Genomic DNA, 14,718 nt, shown 5'->3' on the forward strand with positions numbered 1-14,718 from the left:
AGGTGGGCGCAGTGCGAGGCCCCGACGCTACTTACGCCTTGGACTTCCAGTGAAGCCAGCTCGAATCCACAACACCAAGCGGACCAGTAGTTCGACGATGTGCCAGGTCAGCACCGGCACCGATAGAAGCAGGAACCAGCGCGTGAGCACCGGCAGCTCGGCCGGCAAGATGGCTGGGATCGCTCGTGTCGGATACCAAACCTTCTCCCAGGGCTCAAGCGCGCGGCCGAGCTTCTTGGCCTTTGCCGCCTCTAGTTCCTCCTGAAGCTCAGGCGCATGCACTGCACGCGTTCCGTGCACCGGCTCGGCCAAGCCTGGCCAGAGGTCGGTAACAATCTCAGGCGCCCGCCACAGGATCGTGCCGGCCACGATCAGCCAGACGCCAACGAGCACCACACCGATGCGGCGCCAGCCGTTCAGGTGAGCCAGCAGTGGCGGGTGGCGCGATGGATTGCTATTCATGATTGGATCGGTGAATGTGCAAAAAGGCAATTTTACTGCGTCGGCTTCGTCGACGGCGAAGTGCGGAGTGAAAATTGCATAGGCGGCAGGCCGAAGTCAGCGGCCAACTCACATCCCTGGCGCTTCGCCCACGTTGTCTTCGCCGCCCTCTTCGTCCGGATCAGACACCGGCTCGAACACGTTGCGCACCGCGGACACGACTGCCGCGGCTAGTTCTGGTTCGGCGAGCGCAGGGAACACCTTGGCCAGCTTGTTCGACACCTTCCAGCCATTCTCTCGAACCGATCGAATGATCTGGTCGATATCCGAGTTCGGCCCCTCCAGGTGGTTCTTGACGCTGTCACGTGCGTGCTCAATATCACGCAGGTAGCTTGCCTCCTTGCTCATCTCGACCTCGATCGTCAACCGGATCACGTCGCCGATGTATTCGCTCTGGTGAGTAAGGTCTGGGTAGCGCCAGGCCGGTAATGCGTCCTCGTAAGCGTCGAAGTAGAAGTTGGTCTGGACGCCATCGGGGCATGTGTACGCGGCCCCGAAGTGGTAATGATCCTGGTACTTGGCCATCAACGGCCGTGAGAGCGTCTCCAGCGCCCGGTCGTATCCAGCGCGATGCTGCGTCTTGTTGGTGATGGTCGCAGAGATCGGAAGGATGAACGGTGGCGGAACAGCGCCGTCTCGGCGCAGGACGTCGTTGACCAAGAAGCGGGAGATGCGGCCGTTGCCATCGCTCATCGGGTGAATATAGACGAAGCCGAACGACGCAATCGACGCGCGCAGCACCGGCGAAGCGCCGACGGTCCGAGCCATACTTTGCCGGAGCCCCTCCAGGAACTCGGCCGTGCGCTCCCACGGTGGCCCGATGTAGTCCACGATGTTGTCGAAGCCGTGCGTGTGCCCGACGATAACCGGCGACTGGCGCACGCCGTAGCGCGTGGCCGTGCCCAAGATTTCGGTTTGAAGCTCGGTCAGCACATCCAGCGCGAGCGGGTGACCGCTCTGGCCGCAGCGGCGCTCCATGACCGCGGCGAAACGCTTTACTCGATCGACCTGCTTTTCCTCGTTCTCGATGGCGAACGATGCACGGCTCTCCTTGATCGACAGCCAGGCTGCGCTGCGCATGAGAATGTCGGCGCCGAACTGTACCTCCAGAGAATCCAGCGCGGCCGCGCAGTCGTAGTGCTCGAGCTCGCGCACCGCGTCAGTCCGGCGGATGGTCGGGCAGAAATCGCGGGTGCCGGGCAGGTTATCTCTGACGCGCCAGCGCTGCACGTTTCTCGGTCGGGCGGCGACAAGGAATTCGTCTGCGTCCAGGGCGTCGACATAATTCCCGGACGGCGTATCGGGCACGTTGAGGGTTTGGCCTGTGAGCCACTCAAACAAGAAGCCAGCCCGCCTCGCATATGCGCCCGTGGGCTCGCTGCGGATCCAGGCTTCGAGCACCATCGGGTCCAGCACGGCAAAAAGCCTTGCCAGGAACTCGAGATTGACCAGTTCGTGCTTCAGGCCAAATGTGAGGTGATCAGCGATCGTTGGGTCCGGCCGAGCTGAGGCGCTATAGGTCTCCTCTCTGGTAGGATTGACCACCGTACGGCGCGACGTGCCTACTTTGCTCTCTACCGCAAATGGCTGTACGGGCTTGATGTTGAGGTGCTCCGCCACCCACTTAAATCCGATGTGATCCGTCATTTTTCAAATAAAGTAAAAAACTTTTGTATAAAAATGAGTGTCGCACAAAAAAAAACGATTATAAAATTGCTCCGATGAAAATATTTTTGATACTCTGCGTTAACATCATCTATTCATAGTCAGGAGCAAGCATGAGCATTACTGCATCACGAGCAGGTGACAAACAATCCCCCGCAGCGCGCTTACATGCTGAGCTCCTCGCGCGCTATCCCGACAATTTCATGCTGTACGCCGACCTGTTCGCCATGGGCTGTCTCATGCATCTGCAGGGTCAGCATCGCGCTGGACTGAAGCTCATCGACCAAGTACGTCGGGCGCTCCCAACTACCGGCACGAAGACCTACTTCTCCGATCTACTTCACACACTGCCCGGAAACGAAGTTCGCTTTGCAGGTGAAGTCCAAGCCCACCTCGAGGTCAACGAGCTGTTCGAGCTGGCCCAGCGCCAACTTGCCTCGCCCGAGCGTGCGTCGGCAGTGGAGGCTGGCCTGGCAGTGGTCACCGAGGTGCGCACGCACAATCCGTCGACCGACTGCCCCCACTGTCGCACCACCTTCGAGTGGCACGCAGACCCCCGCGGTCGCCAAGACACATGCGACCGCTGCAAGCAGCCGTTCGCCATTGCGCACGACGCCACCGTGATCTTCGACTAGAAATGGACGTGCCACGCTACGGCGACCACATGGGACCGCTCGACATCGACGCACTACAGCTGCTACCCGAGCACCGTGCTGACCCGCTACTTCTTCGCCTCATCGAACTCGTCGACCGGACAGGACGCGCTGAAATGATCAGCGACCCCGATAACTGGTCTGCCGAGCAGCGCGCGGCCTACCATGCCGGCGACTGGGCGACCTTCTCGCGCCTGCGCGGCTACACACAGCAGGAGATAGCCGACTTTGCCGACTTCCTCACCGCGGCCGAAGAGATCGAACAAAAGTACGGGCCTGACCTGGCGCCGGCGCTGGCCCACCTGGTGGACAAGCATACCGCTTTACCCTGACCCAATTGCGCACCCGCGGGCCCGCTTTCGGCCGGCAGCCGACGCAAGGATCACATGCCCCAATTCAACCCTTCCTCCAAGCACCCCGCCCGCGCTCTCCAGGCATGGATCATCCTCGTCGGCGCGGCGATGAATCGGCAGACCCTGACCTACGAAGGGCTGTCGGTCAAGATGTTCCAGCGGAAGGCCGCAGGCGTCCTCGACAAGATCCTGGGCCACGTCGCTTTCTACTGTATCGAGCAGGGCCTTCCCCCGCTGACCACGATCGTGGTCGGCAAAGGCCGCGGCACGCCGGGCCAAGACATCCCGCTCGATCCTGCCGCGCTGGACGGCGCGCGGGAGAAAGTCTATGCCTACGACTGGTACGACGAAATTCCGCCAAGCCAGGATGAACTCGCGGCGTCCATGAAAGCTGCGATGACGCCGGCGGCGCCCGGCCCCACGAGAAACGCGCCGAGTCCTCGCCGGTCGAAGTAGCAGCCGCACAAGCTCGTTAGAGCTGCCACTCCCCTACCCTCAACTCGAAGGTCGGGAGTGGCCGGGACCTGGCTTGGGTGCGCACCTCTGTCGGGGACGACTTGCGTCTCCTCTTCAGTGGAAATCCCGACTGCGCGTGTCGAGCTCACCCAATAGGTGCGACATGTCCACCAGCCGCTTAGCCACCAGGTGCCGGACGTTGTTCTTGGACTGCCACTGGCCATACACACCGAGCAGACGGGAGCTCATCACCTCGCGGCGCTGCTGCTCAACCAAGCTGGGCCAGATGATCACGTTCACGTTGCCGGTCTCGTCTTCCAGCGTGATGAAGACCACGCCGTTGGCAGTTCCGGGACGCTGGCGTACGGTCACCAGGCCGCAGCCGCGCGCCAACCGTGCGTCCGGATATTGTTGCAGCACCTCCGCCTGCACGAACCGCTGTGCATGAAGACGTTCGCGCAGCAGGGCAAGCGGATGGCGCCCGAGCGTGAGGCCGGTATGGAGGTAGTCCTGCACCAGGTCCTGGCCCTCGGTCGGCGCTGCCAGCGCCAGCTCTTCTTCATGAACCGGTGCCTCGCGCAGCAGGTCGCGTCCAGGTGCACTGCCGGCGGCCACCCACATGGCCTGGCGCCGGTTCCCGGTGAGCTCGGCCAGCGCGCCAGCTGACGCCAGCAACTTCAGGATCTCGGCGTCGAGCGCCGCGCGCAGGCCGAGATCGTGCACATCCTTGAACGGTCGCGCAGCGCGCGCCTCTTCAATGCGCCAGGCCGCTTCGCGCTGCATGCCGCGCACGTTGTTCAACCCGAGCCGCACCGCCCTTGCGCCGCTCGGCGCCGTCTCCAGCGCGGCCTCCCACCGGCTCACCAGCACGTCGACCGGCAGCACCTCGACCCCGTGGCGCCGCGCGTCTTGCACCAGCGCGGTGGGCGAATAGAAGCCCATCGGCTGGCTGTTCAACAGGGCGGTCAAAAAAGCCGCCGGCTCGTGACACTTCAGCCAGCTCGATGCGTACGCCAGCAATGCGAAACTGGCCGCGTGGGATTCGGGGAAACCGTATTCGGCAAAGCCTCGGATCTGGCCAACGATGCCCACGGCGAACTCCGGGCTATAGCCGCGCGCGGCCATGCCTTCCATGAGTTTCGCCTCGAACTTCTCCAGGCCACCCTTCCGCTTCCAGGCGGCCATCGCGCGGCGCAGCTGATCGGCTTCGCCGGCGGTGAACCCTGCGGCCACCATCGCGATCTGCATCACCTGCTCCTGGAAGATCGGGATGCCGAGCGTGCGCGAGAGCACGCTCTCCATCTCCGGGCTTTCGTACGACACCGGGTCGGTACCCTCGCGCCGGCGCAAGTACGGGTGGATCATGCCGCCCTGGATTGGACCCGGCCGGATGATCGCCACCTCGATGACCAGGTCGTAGAAGGTCCGCGGCTTCATGCGCGGCAGCATCGACATCTGCGCGCGGCTTTCGATCTGGAAGACACCGATCGTGTCTGCCTGCGTGATCATCTCGTAGGTCGCGGGGTCCTCGGCCGGCACGTCTTTCAGCTCGAACCGCTCGCCGCGCTCGGCGCTGATGATTTCCAGCGTGCGTTGAATTGCGCTCAGCATGCCCAGCGCCAGGATGTCGACCTTCAGGAGCCCGACGGCGTCGATATCGTCCTTGTCCCACTGGATAATCGTGCGGTCTTCCATGCTCGCGTTTTCCACCGGCACCAGGCGTGACAGTTTCGTTCGCGCCAGCACGAAGCCGCCCGGATGCTGCGACATGTGGCGCGGAAAATTCAGCATGTGCTCGACCAGCCCGCTCCAGCGCTCGGCCAGTTCCGAATCGGGATCCATGCCGCAGTCGGTCAGCCGCTGGCGCATGTCGGCCCGGCCCGAGTAGCCGCTGGCCGCGCCCGCGACCTTGTCGACGATCGACAGGTCGATGCCCAGCGCGGTGCCGACGTCGCGCAGTACGCTTTTCGGGCGATAGCTCGTGACCACGGCCGTGAGCGCGGCGCGTGTGCGGCCATATTTCTTGTACAGGTACTGAATCACCTCTTCGCGCCGCTGGTGCTCGAAGTCGATATCGATGTCTGGGGGCTCGTCCCGCTCCTTCGAGATGAACCGCTCGAAGAGCAAGGTGCCGCGCGCTGGATCGACCTCGGTCACGCCGAGGCAGAAGCACACGGCCGAATTTGCGGCCGAGCCGCGCCCTTGGCAGAGGATCTTGTTCGCGCGGGCGAAGGCGACGATGTCGTACACCGTCAAGAAGTAGTTCTCGTACTGCATCTCGGCGATCAGCGCCAGCTCGCGCTCGATCAGGTCCTGCACGTTGTGGGGAATGCCCGCGGGGTACCGCCAGTGAGCCCCGATGTATGCCTGCTTGCGCAGGTAGGTGGTGGCCGTCTCGCCTTCCGGTACCAGCTCCTGTGGATACTCGTAGCGCAGCTCGTCCAGGCTGAAGGTGCACAGATTCGCGAGCCGCACCGTTTCCGCCAGCGCCGCCCGGCCGTAGATATTCCCCAGCCGCAGGCGCTGGCGCAGGTGCTGCTCCGCGTTGGGCGCCAGGCGCCGGCCACACTGGGCCACCGGGACGCTGTGACGAATAGCTGTCATGGTGTCCTGCACGGGCTTGTAGGAGCGCACGTGCATCATCACGTCACCTGTCGCGACCATCGGCAGGTGGTAGTAGTCAGCCACGGCAGCCACAGTCGCCTTGTGCGACTCGTCGCGGGAGCGGAAATGCAAGGTGATGGCGATGCGTGCCCGCCCTGGCGCGCAGTGCAGCAACCAGGCGGCCTGCTTGTCGAGCTCTTCCCGCGGCGCGCCGTATCGGGGCAGCAGCACGAGCTGGCAGTCCGGCATGCCACGCAGGTGGGCCAGGTCCGCAGGTGGGGCCGCGAAGTCGTTGGGACGAACCAGGTATTCACCCTTGGGCGCGCGCATCCGCGCGGCGGTGATCAGCTCGCAAAGATTCCCATACCCGTTCTTGTTTTCCGCCAGGATCAGCAGGGCAAAGGGAGGGCTTCCATCGATCGGCGTGACGGTCATCTGGCTGCCGATCACAAGCTTGAGCCCGGCCTCCTTCGCCGCCATGTGCGCCTTTACTGCGCCAGCCATCGTGCATTCGTCGGCGATGCACAGCGCGTGGTAGCCCAATTCGGCCGCCCGCGCCACGAGCTGGTCAGGCGCTGACGCGCCTCGCAGGAACGTGTAGTGGCTCACGCACTGCAGTTCCGCGTAGTCGGGGAGCATGCCCCCTGGCGAGGCCCCATATGGGGCCGGTGGTGAGGCGCCAGGCATTTAACCGTACAACCCATGCAGGTACCACTGGGCATCGGCCGTGCGTTCCAGATAAATCCAGAAGCACGACGCGTCCTCGCCCTGGGCGACGTAGTAGTCGCGCGCCACCGTCTGATCGTTCCACCACCCGGCCTCAATCCGCTCGGGCCCCGCAATGATGCGTAGCGGGCTCCCATAGAAAGGCCGCTCGTTACGCACCAACAGCCGGATCGGCTTGGGCAGCACGAGCGAGGGTCTCTCAAGCAGTTCAGGATCGCGCGGCGCGCCCTCGCGTACCTTCGCCGAGGCCGGCACCCAGGTATTGCACACTTCCGGGCGGTGGTCGGGCTCCTGCGACGGCATCAGCACGTTCTCCGCGCCCAGGCGCGCCGCCAGCAGCTCCAGCAGGCGATCGAAGTCTTCTGGCGAGCCGCCCGGTTCCATAAACAGGTCCTCCGTGGGCGGCGCCATAGGCTGCAGCTGGCCCGCGTCCAGCTTGAGCCCCAGCACGAACGTCGACAACTCCATTTTTGCCAGCCGCTCCTTCAGCAAGCGCAGCAAATGGTCTTCCTTCCACACCGGCTGCGCAAGGGTAATTGAAAGCACTGTCGGCGCTACGGCCCCCCGCCCGCGCTCATGCTGGAGTGCCAATGTGAAGGTGGTGACGGCCAGCTGATGGGCGGCCAGCCAGCCTGTCATTTGCAAGATGAGGCCCGTGGCGCCCGACATCAGGGCTTCGGCATGCTCCACGCGTTCAAAGGTCTCCACCTGGGCTGTGAAGTGCGCAGGCGGGCGGATCCACTTCCGCATCTCCTGCAGGTCACCGTAGGCACGATCGAGCTCCTCGACCAGGGCCTTGCTGGTACGACGCAAGAGCCCGGCCCGCGGCAGCCGCCGCAGCGCGCCAAGGTCCGCCACGCCGATGGCGTGCAGCCAGGCGTGGTACGGGGTGGTCATCGGGAGCAGATGGCAGCCAAGACGGTCCAGCAGCGCCGCCAACGTTGAACCACGCAGGCAGCGCCGGCGGAGGATCACGCCGCGCTCGCGCGGCGCTCGGGCCAGAAGCCATGCACCGCCGGCAGTCGGGGCCGCTGCCAAAAGCACGGTGAAGCCCAGCCTCGCAACGCTATGGCGCACCAAGGCGCACAGGCGCCGTGCCCCGCGGAAGAGTCGTAAGGACGGCCCCACGTCAAGGAGTACCCCGTGGTCGCTTTCATAGGCGACGTCAGGCGTGTACTGCATCAAGGCCACGGCGATCGCTTCCAGGGCGGCGGCCTCACGCGCAGGGTCGCGCTCGAGCATGACCGTCGCCGGCGAGAGTGCGGCTACGCCACCGACCCGCATGCCTGGACGCACACCGTCAGCCAGCGCCAGTGCCGAGGCCACCTGGACCTGCCCGCGCTCTACAACGGCATAGCGTCCTGGCTCAGACCAGGAGGGGCGCAGGGCTTCTAACGGCAATAACGGCAGGTGCAGGCTGATCAGACACCGCATACTCATGCTCCGGTTGATGGCGCGGCACGGGCATATCCGGCAGGGGCACGAAAAGCGCCTCGTCTGCGGCAGGGCCGCGCCGCTTGATAATGGAAATCGAAACGCCTCCTCTGGCAGGGCGAAGGCCCAGACGCAGGGGTGCGGGCGACGGTTCGGTGGCGCCTGCCAAGGGCCGAAGCAGCCAAAAACAGGTGTCCCCCGCCTGGGCCGCAAGGTTCAGACGCCGAAGGGATTCAGGTCGGATATTGTTTTGCCATAGGATCACGGTGTGAATAACGAAAAAAACCTTCACCGACTGAAAAAAGTCGTCACTGGATGAATAAAAACGTCACTTGCTTCGATGGCAACTTTGCCGATACACTGCTCACTTGTCGACGTCCGCAATCGGGCCATAAGCGGACATGTCTTTCTAAATTTTCTGGATATGTTGTTCGATAGCCTTTTGTGCTTGCTCATTTCGCTCACTGTACCGATCAGTAAGATAGTTACTGCGTCCACGCATTAATAGCGTAATCTTGAACAGCTCCTCCATGACATCGACAACTCGGTCGTAATATGCCGATGGGCGCATCCGGCCTTCCTCGTCAAACTCCTTGTAGGCCATCGGCACCGAAGACTGATTGGGGATCGTAAACATGCGCATCCAGCGTCCAAGCAGACGCAGGGTATTGACCACATTGAATGACTGTGACCCGCCGCATACCTGCATAACCGCGAGGGTGCGCCCTTGGCTTGGTCGTAGGGATCCCATTTCCAGCGGAATCCAGTCGATCTGGTTCTTGAGCACAGCTGTGATTGCACCATGACGCTCTGGACTGCACCACACCTGGCCTTCCGACCACATGCACAACTCGCGCAGCTCGACCACCTTCGGGTGCGTCTCTGGCACGCTGCCTACCATGGGCAGCTCCATTGGATCGAAGATCTTCACCTCGGCCCCGAAGTGTTCCAGGATTCGGGCGGCCTCGTAAGTCAGGAAGCGGCTGAACGAGCGGTCGCGCAAGGAGCCATACAGCATGAGAATGCGCGGTGGATGGCTCATGTCGCCGACCTGCGCGAGCTTCTCCAGCGTCGGCTGGTCCAGCAGTTCCGGCTTGATATTGGGGAGATTCGGGATCTTGTTCATTTGATTCGCTTTCCATCAGCGTCCACAACGGGCTCGCCGTCTTCTTTCGTAAATGTGCCCTGCTGCTGCGCTGGAAGAATGTCGAGCACGACTTCCGACGGCCGGCACAGCCGCACGCCAAGCGGCGTGACGACAAACGGGCGATTGATCAGGATCGGATGGGCGAGCATCGCATCGAGCAGCTGCTCGTCCGTCACGGCCGGGTCGTCCAGGCCGAGCTCGAGGAAGGGCGTACCTTTCTCGCGAGCCGCGCCGCGCACCGTCAGCCCGGCTCGCTGGATCAGGTCATCCAGGGTCGCACGGTCCGGCGGATTGTCCAGGTACTCAATCACGGTCGGTTCGATCCCGGCATTGCGGATCAGGCCGAGCGTGTTGCGCGAGGTGCCACACGCTGGGTTATGGAAAATCGTGACGTCCATGCTAATTCCTTTTCAGCTCAGGCGAACGGCAAGCGCACACAGGGTGACGAAGAGGATCGGCAGCGTCAGCAGGATGCCCACGCGGAAGTAGTATCCCCACGAAATCTGGATATTCTTCGCCGACAGCACGTGTAGCCATAGCAGCGTCGCCAGGCTGCCGATTGGGGTGATCTTCGGTCCCAGGTCGGCGCCGATCACGTTGGCATACACCATCGCTTCACGTACCACGCCGGTTGTAGCAGTGGCATCGATCGCCAGTGCGCCCACGAGCACGGTCGGCATGTTGTTCATGATGGACGACAAGATAGCCGTAATAAAGCCGGTACCGAGCGCCGCACCCCACACGCCATATTCAGCGCAGCGGTCCAGCAGTGCCGTCAGGTAGTCGGTCATACCAGCGTTGCGCAGTCCGTAGACCACCAGGTACATCCCCAGCGAGAACACGACCACCTGCCATGGCGCACCGCGCAGCACTTCGCGCGTCGAGATCCGGTGGCCACGTGCAGCGACAGCCAGCAACACTACTGCTCCCACCGCGGCGACAGCGCTGATCGGGATGCCGACATCGTCCAGCCAGAAGAATCCGACCAGCAGCATTGCTAGTACCCACCAACCCGTAACGAAGGTGGCGCGGTCATGAATCGCCTCTTCCGGACGCTTGAGCTGGGCCAGGTCATAGTCGACCGGTATGTCCTTGCGGAAGAACCAGACCAGGGCAGCGAGCGTGGCTGCAACCGACACCAGGTTGACCGGCACCATGACCGCAGCGTAGCGCGCAAAAGTGATGCCGAAGTAGTCGGCCGATACGATGTTGACGAGGTTCGACACCACCAGCGGCAGGCTGGCGGTATCGGCGATGAAGCCTGCAGCCATGACGAAGGCAAGCGTTGCGCGTGCGGAGAAGCGCAGGGCCACCAGCATGGCGATGACGATTGGCGTCAGGATCAGCGCGGCGCCGTCATTGGCAAACAGCGCAGCCACTGCCGCACCCAGCAGGACGAGCAGGACGAACAGGCGCCGGCCATTGCCCTTGCCCCAGCGGGCCACGTGCAAGGCTGCCCATTCGAAGAAACCGGCCTTGTCCAGCAACAGGCTAATGATGATGACTGCTACAAAAGCCCCAGTGGCGTTCCAGACGATGTTCCAGACGACGGGGATGTCGCTCACCTGGATGACGCCGGCGAGCAGGGCCACGACTGCGCCTGCTGATGCGCTCCAGCCAATGCCGAGGCCGCGCGGTTGCCAGATAACGAAGGTCAGGGTTACCAGAAAAATGAGAAAAGCGATCAGCACGGAAATCCTTTGAGGGTCGTGGTTCACCACGAAAAAAGGCCGGGTACATGCCCGGCCTCATGAGACCAGGCGTGTTCAGGCGCCAATAAGGCCGATGCGGTCGAGCTCAGCCTTGAATCGTTCCCGGTTGCCCTTCAGGTCTTCCAGCGGCAATGCGAGGAAGGCCTCGATCCGTGCACGCAGCGTAGCGTAGGCTTGTTCGAATGCAGTGTTAATTTCCTCTTCCGTGCCAACAACGTGTCCAGGATCTTCCACGCCCCAGTGCGTGCGCAGGACCGGGCCGAGGTAGACCGGGCATGTTTCACCGGCGGCACTGGCACACACGGTGACGACGACGTCCGGAGTAACCGGCAAGTCATTCCACGATTTGCTGTAGTAACCCTCCGTGGAGATGCCTTTGCTAGCCAGCAGTGCGACTGCTTTCTCGTTCAGCTTGCCAATTGGCTGGCTGCCCGCACTGATGGCGTGCACGCCGGCAGGAGCGATATGGTTGAAGACTGCTTCACTGATGAGCGAGCGGCAGGAGTTGCCGGTGCAAAGGAAAAGTACGTTCACGGAAAGCCTTTGTAGAAATAGTGGATCAGTTTGTTAAAGCGGCGTCAGCGTTGTCGCAGGAAGCATTGGCTAGTGGCGTGCAGGGATTGCCGCCGCAGCAGTTCTCGCTGAGGAAGCCCAGCAAGGCATTCATCGTGTCGAAATTTGCGGAATAGATGATGAAGCGCCCATCCTGGCGCGAGAGCAACAGTCCAGCGTGCGACAACTCCTTCAGGTGGAAAGAAAGCGAGGATGGCGGCACATTGAGCGCCTCGGCGATCCTGGTCGCTGGTAGCCCGGCAGGACCAGCCTGGACCAGCAGACGGTATGTAGCGAGTCGCGATTCCTGGGCAAGTGCAGCCAAGGCAGCGATAGCCGGTTTGGTGTCCATGACATGTATCCTTCTATTTGATATTTCTAGTATATTGGAATTGAGGCTATTACAGCAAGGAGTCGTTCTCTCGACGGGCTAGAACTTGGCGTCACAGGGTGCTCGCAGCGATTGCCCGGACGGCTTCGCGGCGCACTGAATCGTCCTCAAGCCAGTCCAGGGGCAGCGAAACGAACTGTTCGACTCGCTTTTTGATCTGCAGGAAGACTTGCCTGAAGGCTTCTTGTTTTTCCCTGTCGTTACCAGAAACTTGCGCTGGGTCCGGGTAGCCCCAATGCGCCGTCGTCGGGTGCCCCGGCCAATGTGGGCACGCTTCTCCAGCTGCGCTGTCGCACACGGTAATGATGAAGTCCATGTGCGGCGCACCTGGTTGCGCGAATTCGAGCCAGCCCTTGCTGTGCATCGCTGCTACTGGGAAGGCGGGATCGAACCGCCTTATTTGCTCGATTGCTAATGGGTTGACGACACCGGTCGGACGGCTTCCCGCTGAATATGCCTTGAAACGCCCTCTGCCCAGCACAGTCAATAGGGCTTCCGACATGATGCTGCGCGACGAATTGCCCGTACAAAGGAAGAGCACGCTGTAGACTTTACTTGTCATCGTCTATCAACGCGAAGCGTTCTCAAGGCTTGCATCCTGGCGGGCGATTGCGATCAGCTCTTCCTCAATGGCCATGCGTGAAAGCTTCTCAAAGGGCAACATCGCAAAGATGTCCAGGCGGTTTTTGATTTCACGGCACACCTTGCTGAACAGCTGCCGGTGCTCGTTCTCACCGCCTAAAAACGTCGCGGGATCTTCGAAGCTCCAGTGAGCTGTGATCGGATGCCCCGGCCAGCGCGGACATACCTCACCAGCAGCCCTGTCACATACCGTGATCACGAAGTGCATATGTGGTGCGTTGATAGCAGCAAATTCGTCCCAGCTCTTGCTGCGAAGGTTTTGAATCGGGAAGCGTAGTCGCTCAATTGCTTCAAGCGCTAATGGATGAACAGATCCTGCAGGATGGCTGCCAGCGCTGAAGGCCCGAAACCGGTCGGCGCCAATCTCATTGAGAATCGCCTCGGCAATGATGCTGCGCGATGAGTTACCGGTACACAAAAACAGCACATTGAAAGTTGAGTCGTCAGCCATGCTCGCTCCGATTGACAGGGTAGAAGATACTACGCTTCCAAACATATCGAATCTTTTTTACGGCTTGATGACATTTGTCCATTAAATTTCTTCTTTGGGTCGTTTCCTGCCCTTTGGACAGTCCGCGATTTTTCCGCCCTGGTGGCCTGCTATGCTGGGTTGAACAGCCGCCTACGGCCATTACCGAACATTCAGGCCTGCCTTGACTACGCCTATGTTGCAGTGCAAAATAGCGGGCTATGACCTATCACTTCCGTACATCCGACACGATCTCGCGCGCGAAACACGCCGCTGATTGCACTGGTCCATGTCTCGGTCGAGATGAGCCTTCCTACTCAGGCGTAGGATTGCCGCGCGGTTATTTCTGCTCTGTTACTCCTCCGTAAGACACCTTCTCATCGACAGGTAGACCGATGTCGCCTTTGACATCGCGCTCTCAATGCTCGTTCCAGATCCCCTGTGCGTACGCATTCGCGTAGCGTGCTCATTCATCTGTACTCAGCGATATCCGCCTGAGAAGAAGGTAAATTTATGTTTGTACAAACAATTCGCCAAGACTGGTTTTCTAACGTTCGCAATGACTTACTTGCAGGTCTTGTTGTCGCACTCGCACTCATTCCAGAAGCGATTGCCTTTTCCATTATTGCCGGCGTTGACCCGAAAGTTGGCCTGTATGCTTCATTCTCCATCGCGACCCTGATTGCGTTCTTCGGTGGACGTCCTGGCATGATTTCGGCCGCCACTGGAGCAATGGCCCTTGTCATGGTTACCCTAGTAAAAACACATGGCCTCGACTACCTGCTTGCAGCGACGATCCTTGCTGGTGCTCTTCAAATTGCTGCGGGATGGATCAAGCTTGGCCGGCTGATGCGCTTTGTCTCACGCTCGGTCGTAACCGGCTTCGTGAATGCACTTGCCATCCTGATCTTCCTGGCCCAGTTGCCCGAGCTGACGAATGTTTCCTGGCACGTGTACGCCGTTGCTGCAGCCGGCCTAGCCATCATCTACGGCTTGCCGTATGTAACGCGCGCTATCCCGTCTCCGCTGGTTGCAATCGTCGTGCTGACGGTGGCTTCGATCGCACTCGGCCTGGATATACGCACCGTCGGCGACATGGGACAGCTCCCGGACAGCCTGCCGTCTTTCCTGATCCCGAACGTGCCCCTCAATCTCGAAACCTTCCAGATTATCCTTCCATACTCGGCGACCTTAATGGTCGTAGGGCTGCTCGAGTCGCTGATGACAGCCACGATCGTTGACGATCTCACTGACACCAAAAGCGACAAAAACCGAGAATGCGTAGGCGGCGTTTGTCAACGTAGTTGTCGCGTCACCTCAAGCTGCGCGCTTTAATTCTTCTGGTCGAATCCGTTCCGGATTCAACCAGACCTGATTCTCCAGTGTCCAGTTCCTGATGCCCCGCGACCAGCG

14 protein-coding genes and 1 pseudogene are annotated in these 14,718 nt (G+C 61.4%); 4 read left to right on the top strand and 11 right to left on the bottom strand.

Features of this window, described 5'->3' with window-relative positions; translation table 11 throughout:
• Positions 1–27 precede the first annotated feature (27 nt).
• Positions 28–462, bottom strand: coding sequence for a hypothetical protein (locus tag AB3347_RS24260; RefSeq protein ID WP_036216002.1), 435 nt, complete (start codon positions 460–462; stop codon positions 28–30).
• A 108-nt stretch (positions 463–570) separates the two neighbouring features.
• Entirely contained in the window at positions 571–2,148 is a 1,578-nt protein-coding gene (locus AB3347_RS24265) for a Fic family protein (RefSeq protein ID WP_084416597.1), read from the bottom strand.
• A 131-nt stretch (positions 2,149–2,279) separates the two neighbouring features.
• Between AB3347_RS24265 and AB3347_RS24270 the strand changes: the two genes are divergently transcribed.
• The 3 genes from AB3347_RS24270 to AB3347_RS24280 are packed head-to-tail and all read left to right on the top strand — an operon-like array spanning position 2,280 to position 3,628.
• A complete protein-coding gene (locus AB3347_RS24270; protein ID WP_156923896.1) occupies positions 2,280–2,801 on the top strand; it encodes a hypothetical protein in 522 nt (173 codons plus the stop codon).
• Positions 2,802–2,803: 2 nt separating this feature from the next.
• Positions 2,804–3,151 carry a hypothetical protein gene (locus tag AB3347_RS24275; RefSeq protein WP_027867836.1) on the top strand — a complete coding sequence of 116 codons (348 nt, stop codon included), beginning with the start codon at positions 2,804–2,806 and terminating at the stop codon, positions 3,149–3,151.
• A gap of 54 nt (positions 3,152–3,205) precedes the next feature.
• Positions 3,206–3,628, top strand: coding sequence for a hypothetical protein (locus AB3347_RS24280; RefSeq protein WP_156923894.1), 423 nt, complete (start codon positions 3,206–3,208; stop codon positions 3,626–3,628).
• A gap of 114 nt (positions 3,629–3,742) precedes the next feature.
• Here the strand turns inward: AB3347_RS24280 and AB3347_RS24285 are convergent, their stop codons facing one another.
• From AB3347_RS24285 to AB3347_RS24325, 9 genes are all read right to left on the bottom strand, one after another.
• Complete coding sequence (locus tag AB3347_RS24285; RefSeq protein ID WP_369094278.1) at positions 3,743–6,871, bottom strand: error-prone DNA polymerase; 3,129 nt, start codon at positions 6,869–6,871, stop codon at positions 3,743–3,745.
• Positions 6,872–6,919: 48 nt separating this feature from the next.
• Positions 6,920–8,392, bottom strand: coding sequence for a DNA polymerase Y family protein (locus AB3347_RS24290; protein ID WP_027867835.1), 1,473 nt, complete (start codon positions 8,390–8,392; stop codon positions 6,920–6,922).
• 409 nt (positions 8,393–8,801) lie between these two features.
• Entirely contained in the window at positions 8,802–9,518 is a 717-nt protein-coding gene (arsH, locus tag AB3347_RS24295; protein ID WP_027867834.1) for an arsenical resistance protein ArsH, read from the bottom strand.
• Positions 9,515–9,937: an arsenate reductase (glutaredoxin) gene (gene arsC, locus AB3347_RS24300; protein WP_027867833.1), complete on the bottom strand. Its 423-nt coding sequence runs from the start codon at positions 9,935–9,937 to the stop codon at positions 9,515–9,517. Before arsC ends, arsH begins: the two co-directional genes overlap by 4 nt.
• Before the next feature lie 12 nt (positions 9,938–9,949).
• A complete protein-coding gene (locus AB3347_RS24305) occupies positions 9,950–11,230 on the bottom strand; it encodes an arsenic transporter (protein WP_027867832.1) in 1,281 nt (426 codons plus the stop codon).
• A gap of 75 nt (positions 11,231–11,305) precedes the next feature.
• Positions 11,306–11,785: an arsenate reductase ArsC gene (locus tag AB3347_RS24310; protein ID WP_027867831.1), complete on the bottom strand. Its 480-nt coding sequence runs from the start codon at positions 11,783–11,785 to the stop codon at positions 11,306–11,308.
• Between the two features lie 25 nt (positions 11,786–11,810).
• Positions 11,811–12,155, bottom strand: a complete 345-nt coding sequence (locus tag AB3347_RS24315) for a helix-turn-helix transcriptional regulator (RefSeq protein WP_027867830.1) — start codon at positions 12,153–12,155, stop codon at positions 11,811–11,813.
• Between the two features lie 91 nt (positions 12,156–12,246).
• Complete coding sequence (locus AB3347_RS24320; protein WP_027867829.1) at positions 12,247–12,756, bottom strand: arsenate reductase ArsC; 510 nt, start codon at positions 12,754–12,756, stop codon at positions 12,247–12,249.
• 6 nt (positions 12,757–12,762) lie between these two features.
• Positions 12,763–13,287: an arsenate reductase ArsC gene (locus AB3347_RS24325; protein WP_285381762.1), complete on the bottom strand. Its 525-nt coding sequence runs from the start codon at positions 13,285–13,287 to the stop codon at positions 12,763–12,765.
• A 531-nt stretch (positions 13,288–13,818) separates the two neighbouring features.
• Here AB3347_RS24325 and AB3347_RS24330 point away from each other — a divergent pair.
• Positions 13,819–14,592 (top strand): annotated as a pseudogene (locus AB3347_RS24330) (SulP family inorganic anion transporter); the annotation flags it as partial.
• Between the last annotated feature and the right edge of the window lie 126 nt (positions 14,593–14,718).

Source organism: Massilia sp. X63 (assembly GCF_041023745.1).
Classification (GTDB): domain Bacteria; phylum Pseudomonadota; class Gammaproteobacteria; order Burkholderiales; family Burkholderiaceae_D; genus Telluria.

Excerpts from the sequence above, each read along its gene's own strand:
- AB3347_RS24275 (WP_027867836.1), top strand. The coding sequence starts at position 2,804 with ATGGACGTGCCACGCTACGGCGACCACATGGGACCGCTCGACATCGAC.
- AB3347_RS24265 (WP_084416597.1), bottom strand. The coding sequence starts at position 2,148 with ATGACGGATCACATCGGATTTAAGTGGGTGGCGGAGCACCTCAACATC.
- AB3347_RS24280 (WP_156923894.1), top strand. The coding sequence starts at position 3,206 with ATGCCCCAATTCAACCCTTCCTCCAAGCACCCCGCCCGCGCTCTCCAG.
- AB3347_RS24270 (WP_156923896.1), top strand. The coding sequence starts at position 2,280 with ATGAGCATTACTGCATCACGAGCAGGTGACAAACAATCCCCCGCAGCG.
- arsH (WP_027867834.1), bottom strand. The coding sequence starts at position 9,518 with ATGAACAAGATCCCGAATCTCCCCAATATCAAGCCGGAACTGCTGGAC.
- AB3347_RS24290 (WP_027867835.1), bottom strand. The coding sequence starts at position 8,392 with ATGCGGTGTCTGATCAGCCTGCACCTGCCGTTATTGCCGTTAGAAGCC.
- AB3347_RS24285 (WP_369094278.1), bottom strand. The coding sequence starts at position 6,871 with ATGCTCCCCGACTACGCGGAACTGCAGTGCGTGAGCCACTACACGTTC.
- AB3347_RS24260 (WP_036216002.1), bottom strand. The coding sequence starts at position 462 with ATGAATAGCAATCCATCGCGCCACCCGCCACTGCTGGCTCACCTGAAC.
- AB3347_RS24320 (WP_027867829.1), bottom strand. The coding sequence starts at position 12,756 with ATGACAAGTAAAGTCTACAGCGTGCTCTTCCTTTGTACGGGCAATTCG.
- AB3347_RS24325 (WP_285381762.1), bottom strand. The coding sequence starts at position 13,287 with ATGGCTGACGACTCAACTTTCAATGTGCTGTTTTTGTGTACCGGTAAC.
- arsC (WP_027867833.1), bottom strand. The coding sequence starts at position 9,937 with ATGGACGTCACGATTTTCCATAACCCAGCGTGTGGCACCTCGCGCAAC.
- AB3347_RS24315 (WP_027867830.1), bottom strand. The coding sequence starts at position 12,155 with ATGGACACCAAACCGGCTATCGCTGCCTTGGCTGCACTTGCCCAGGAA.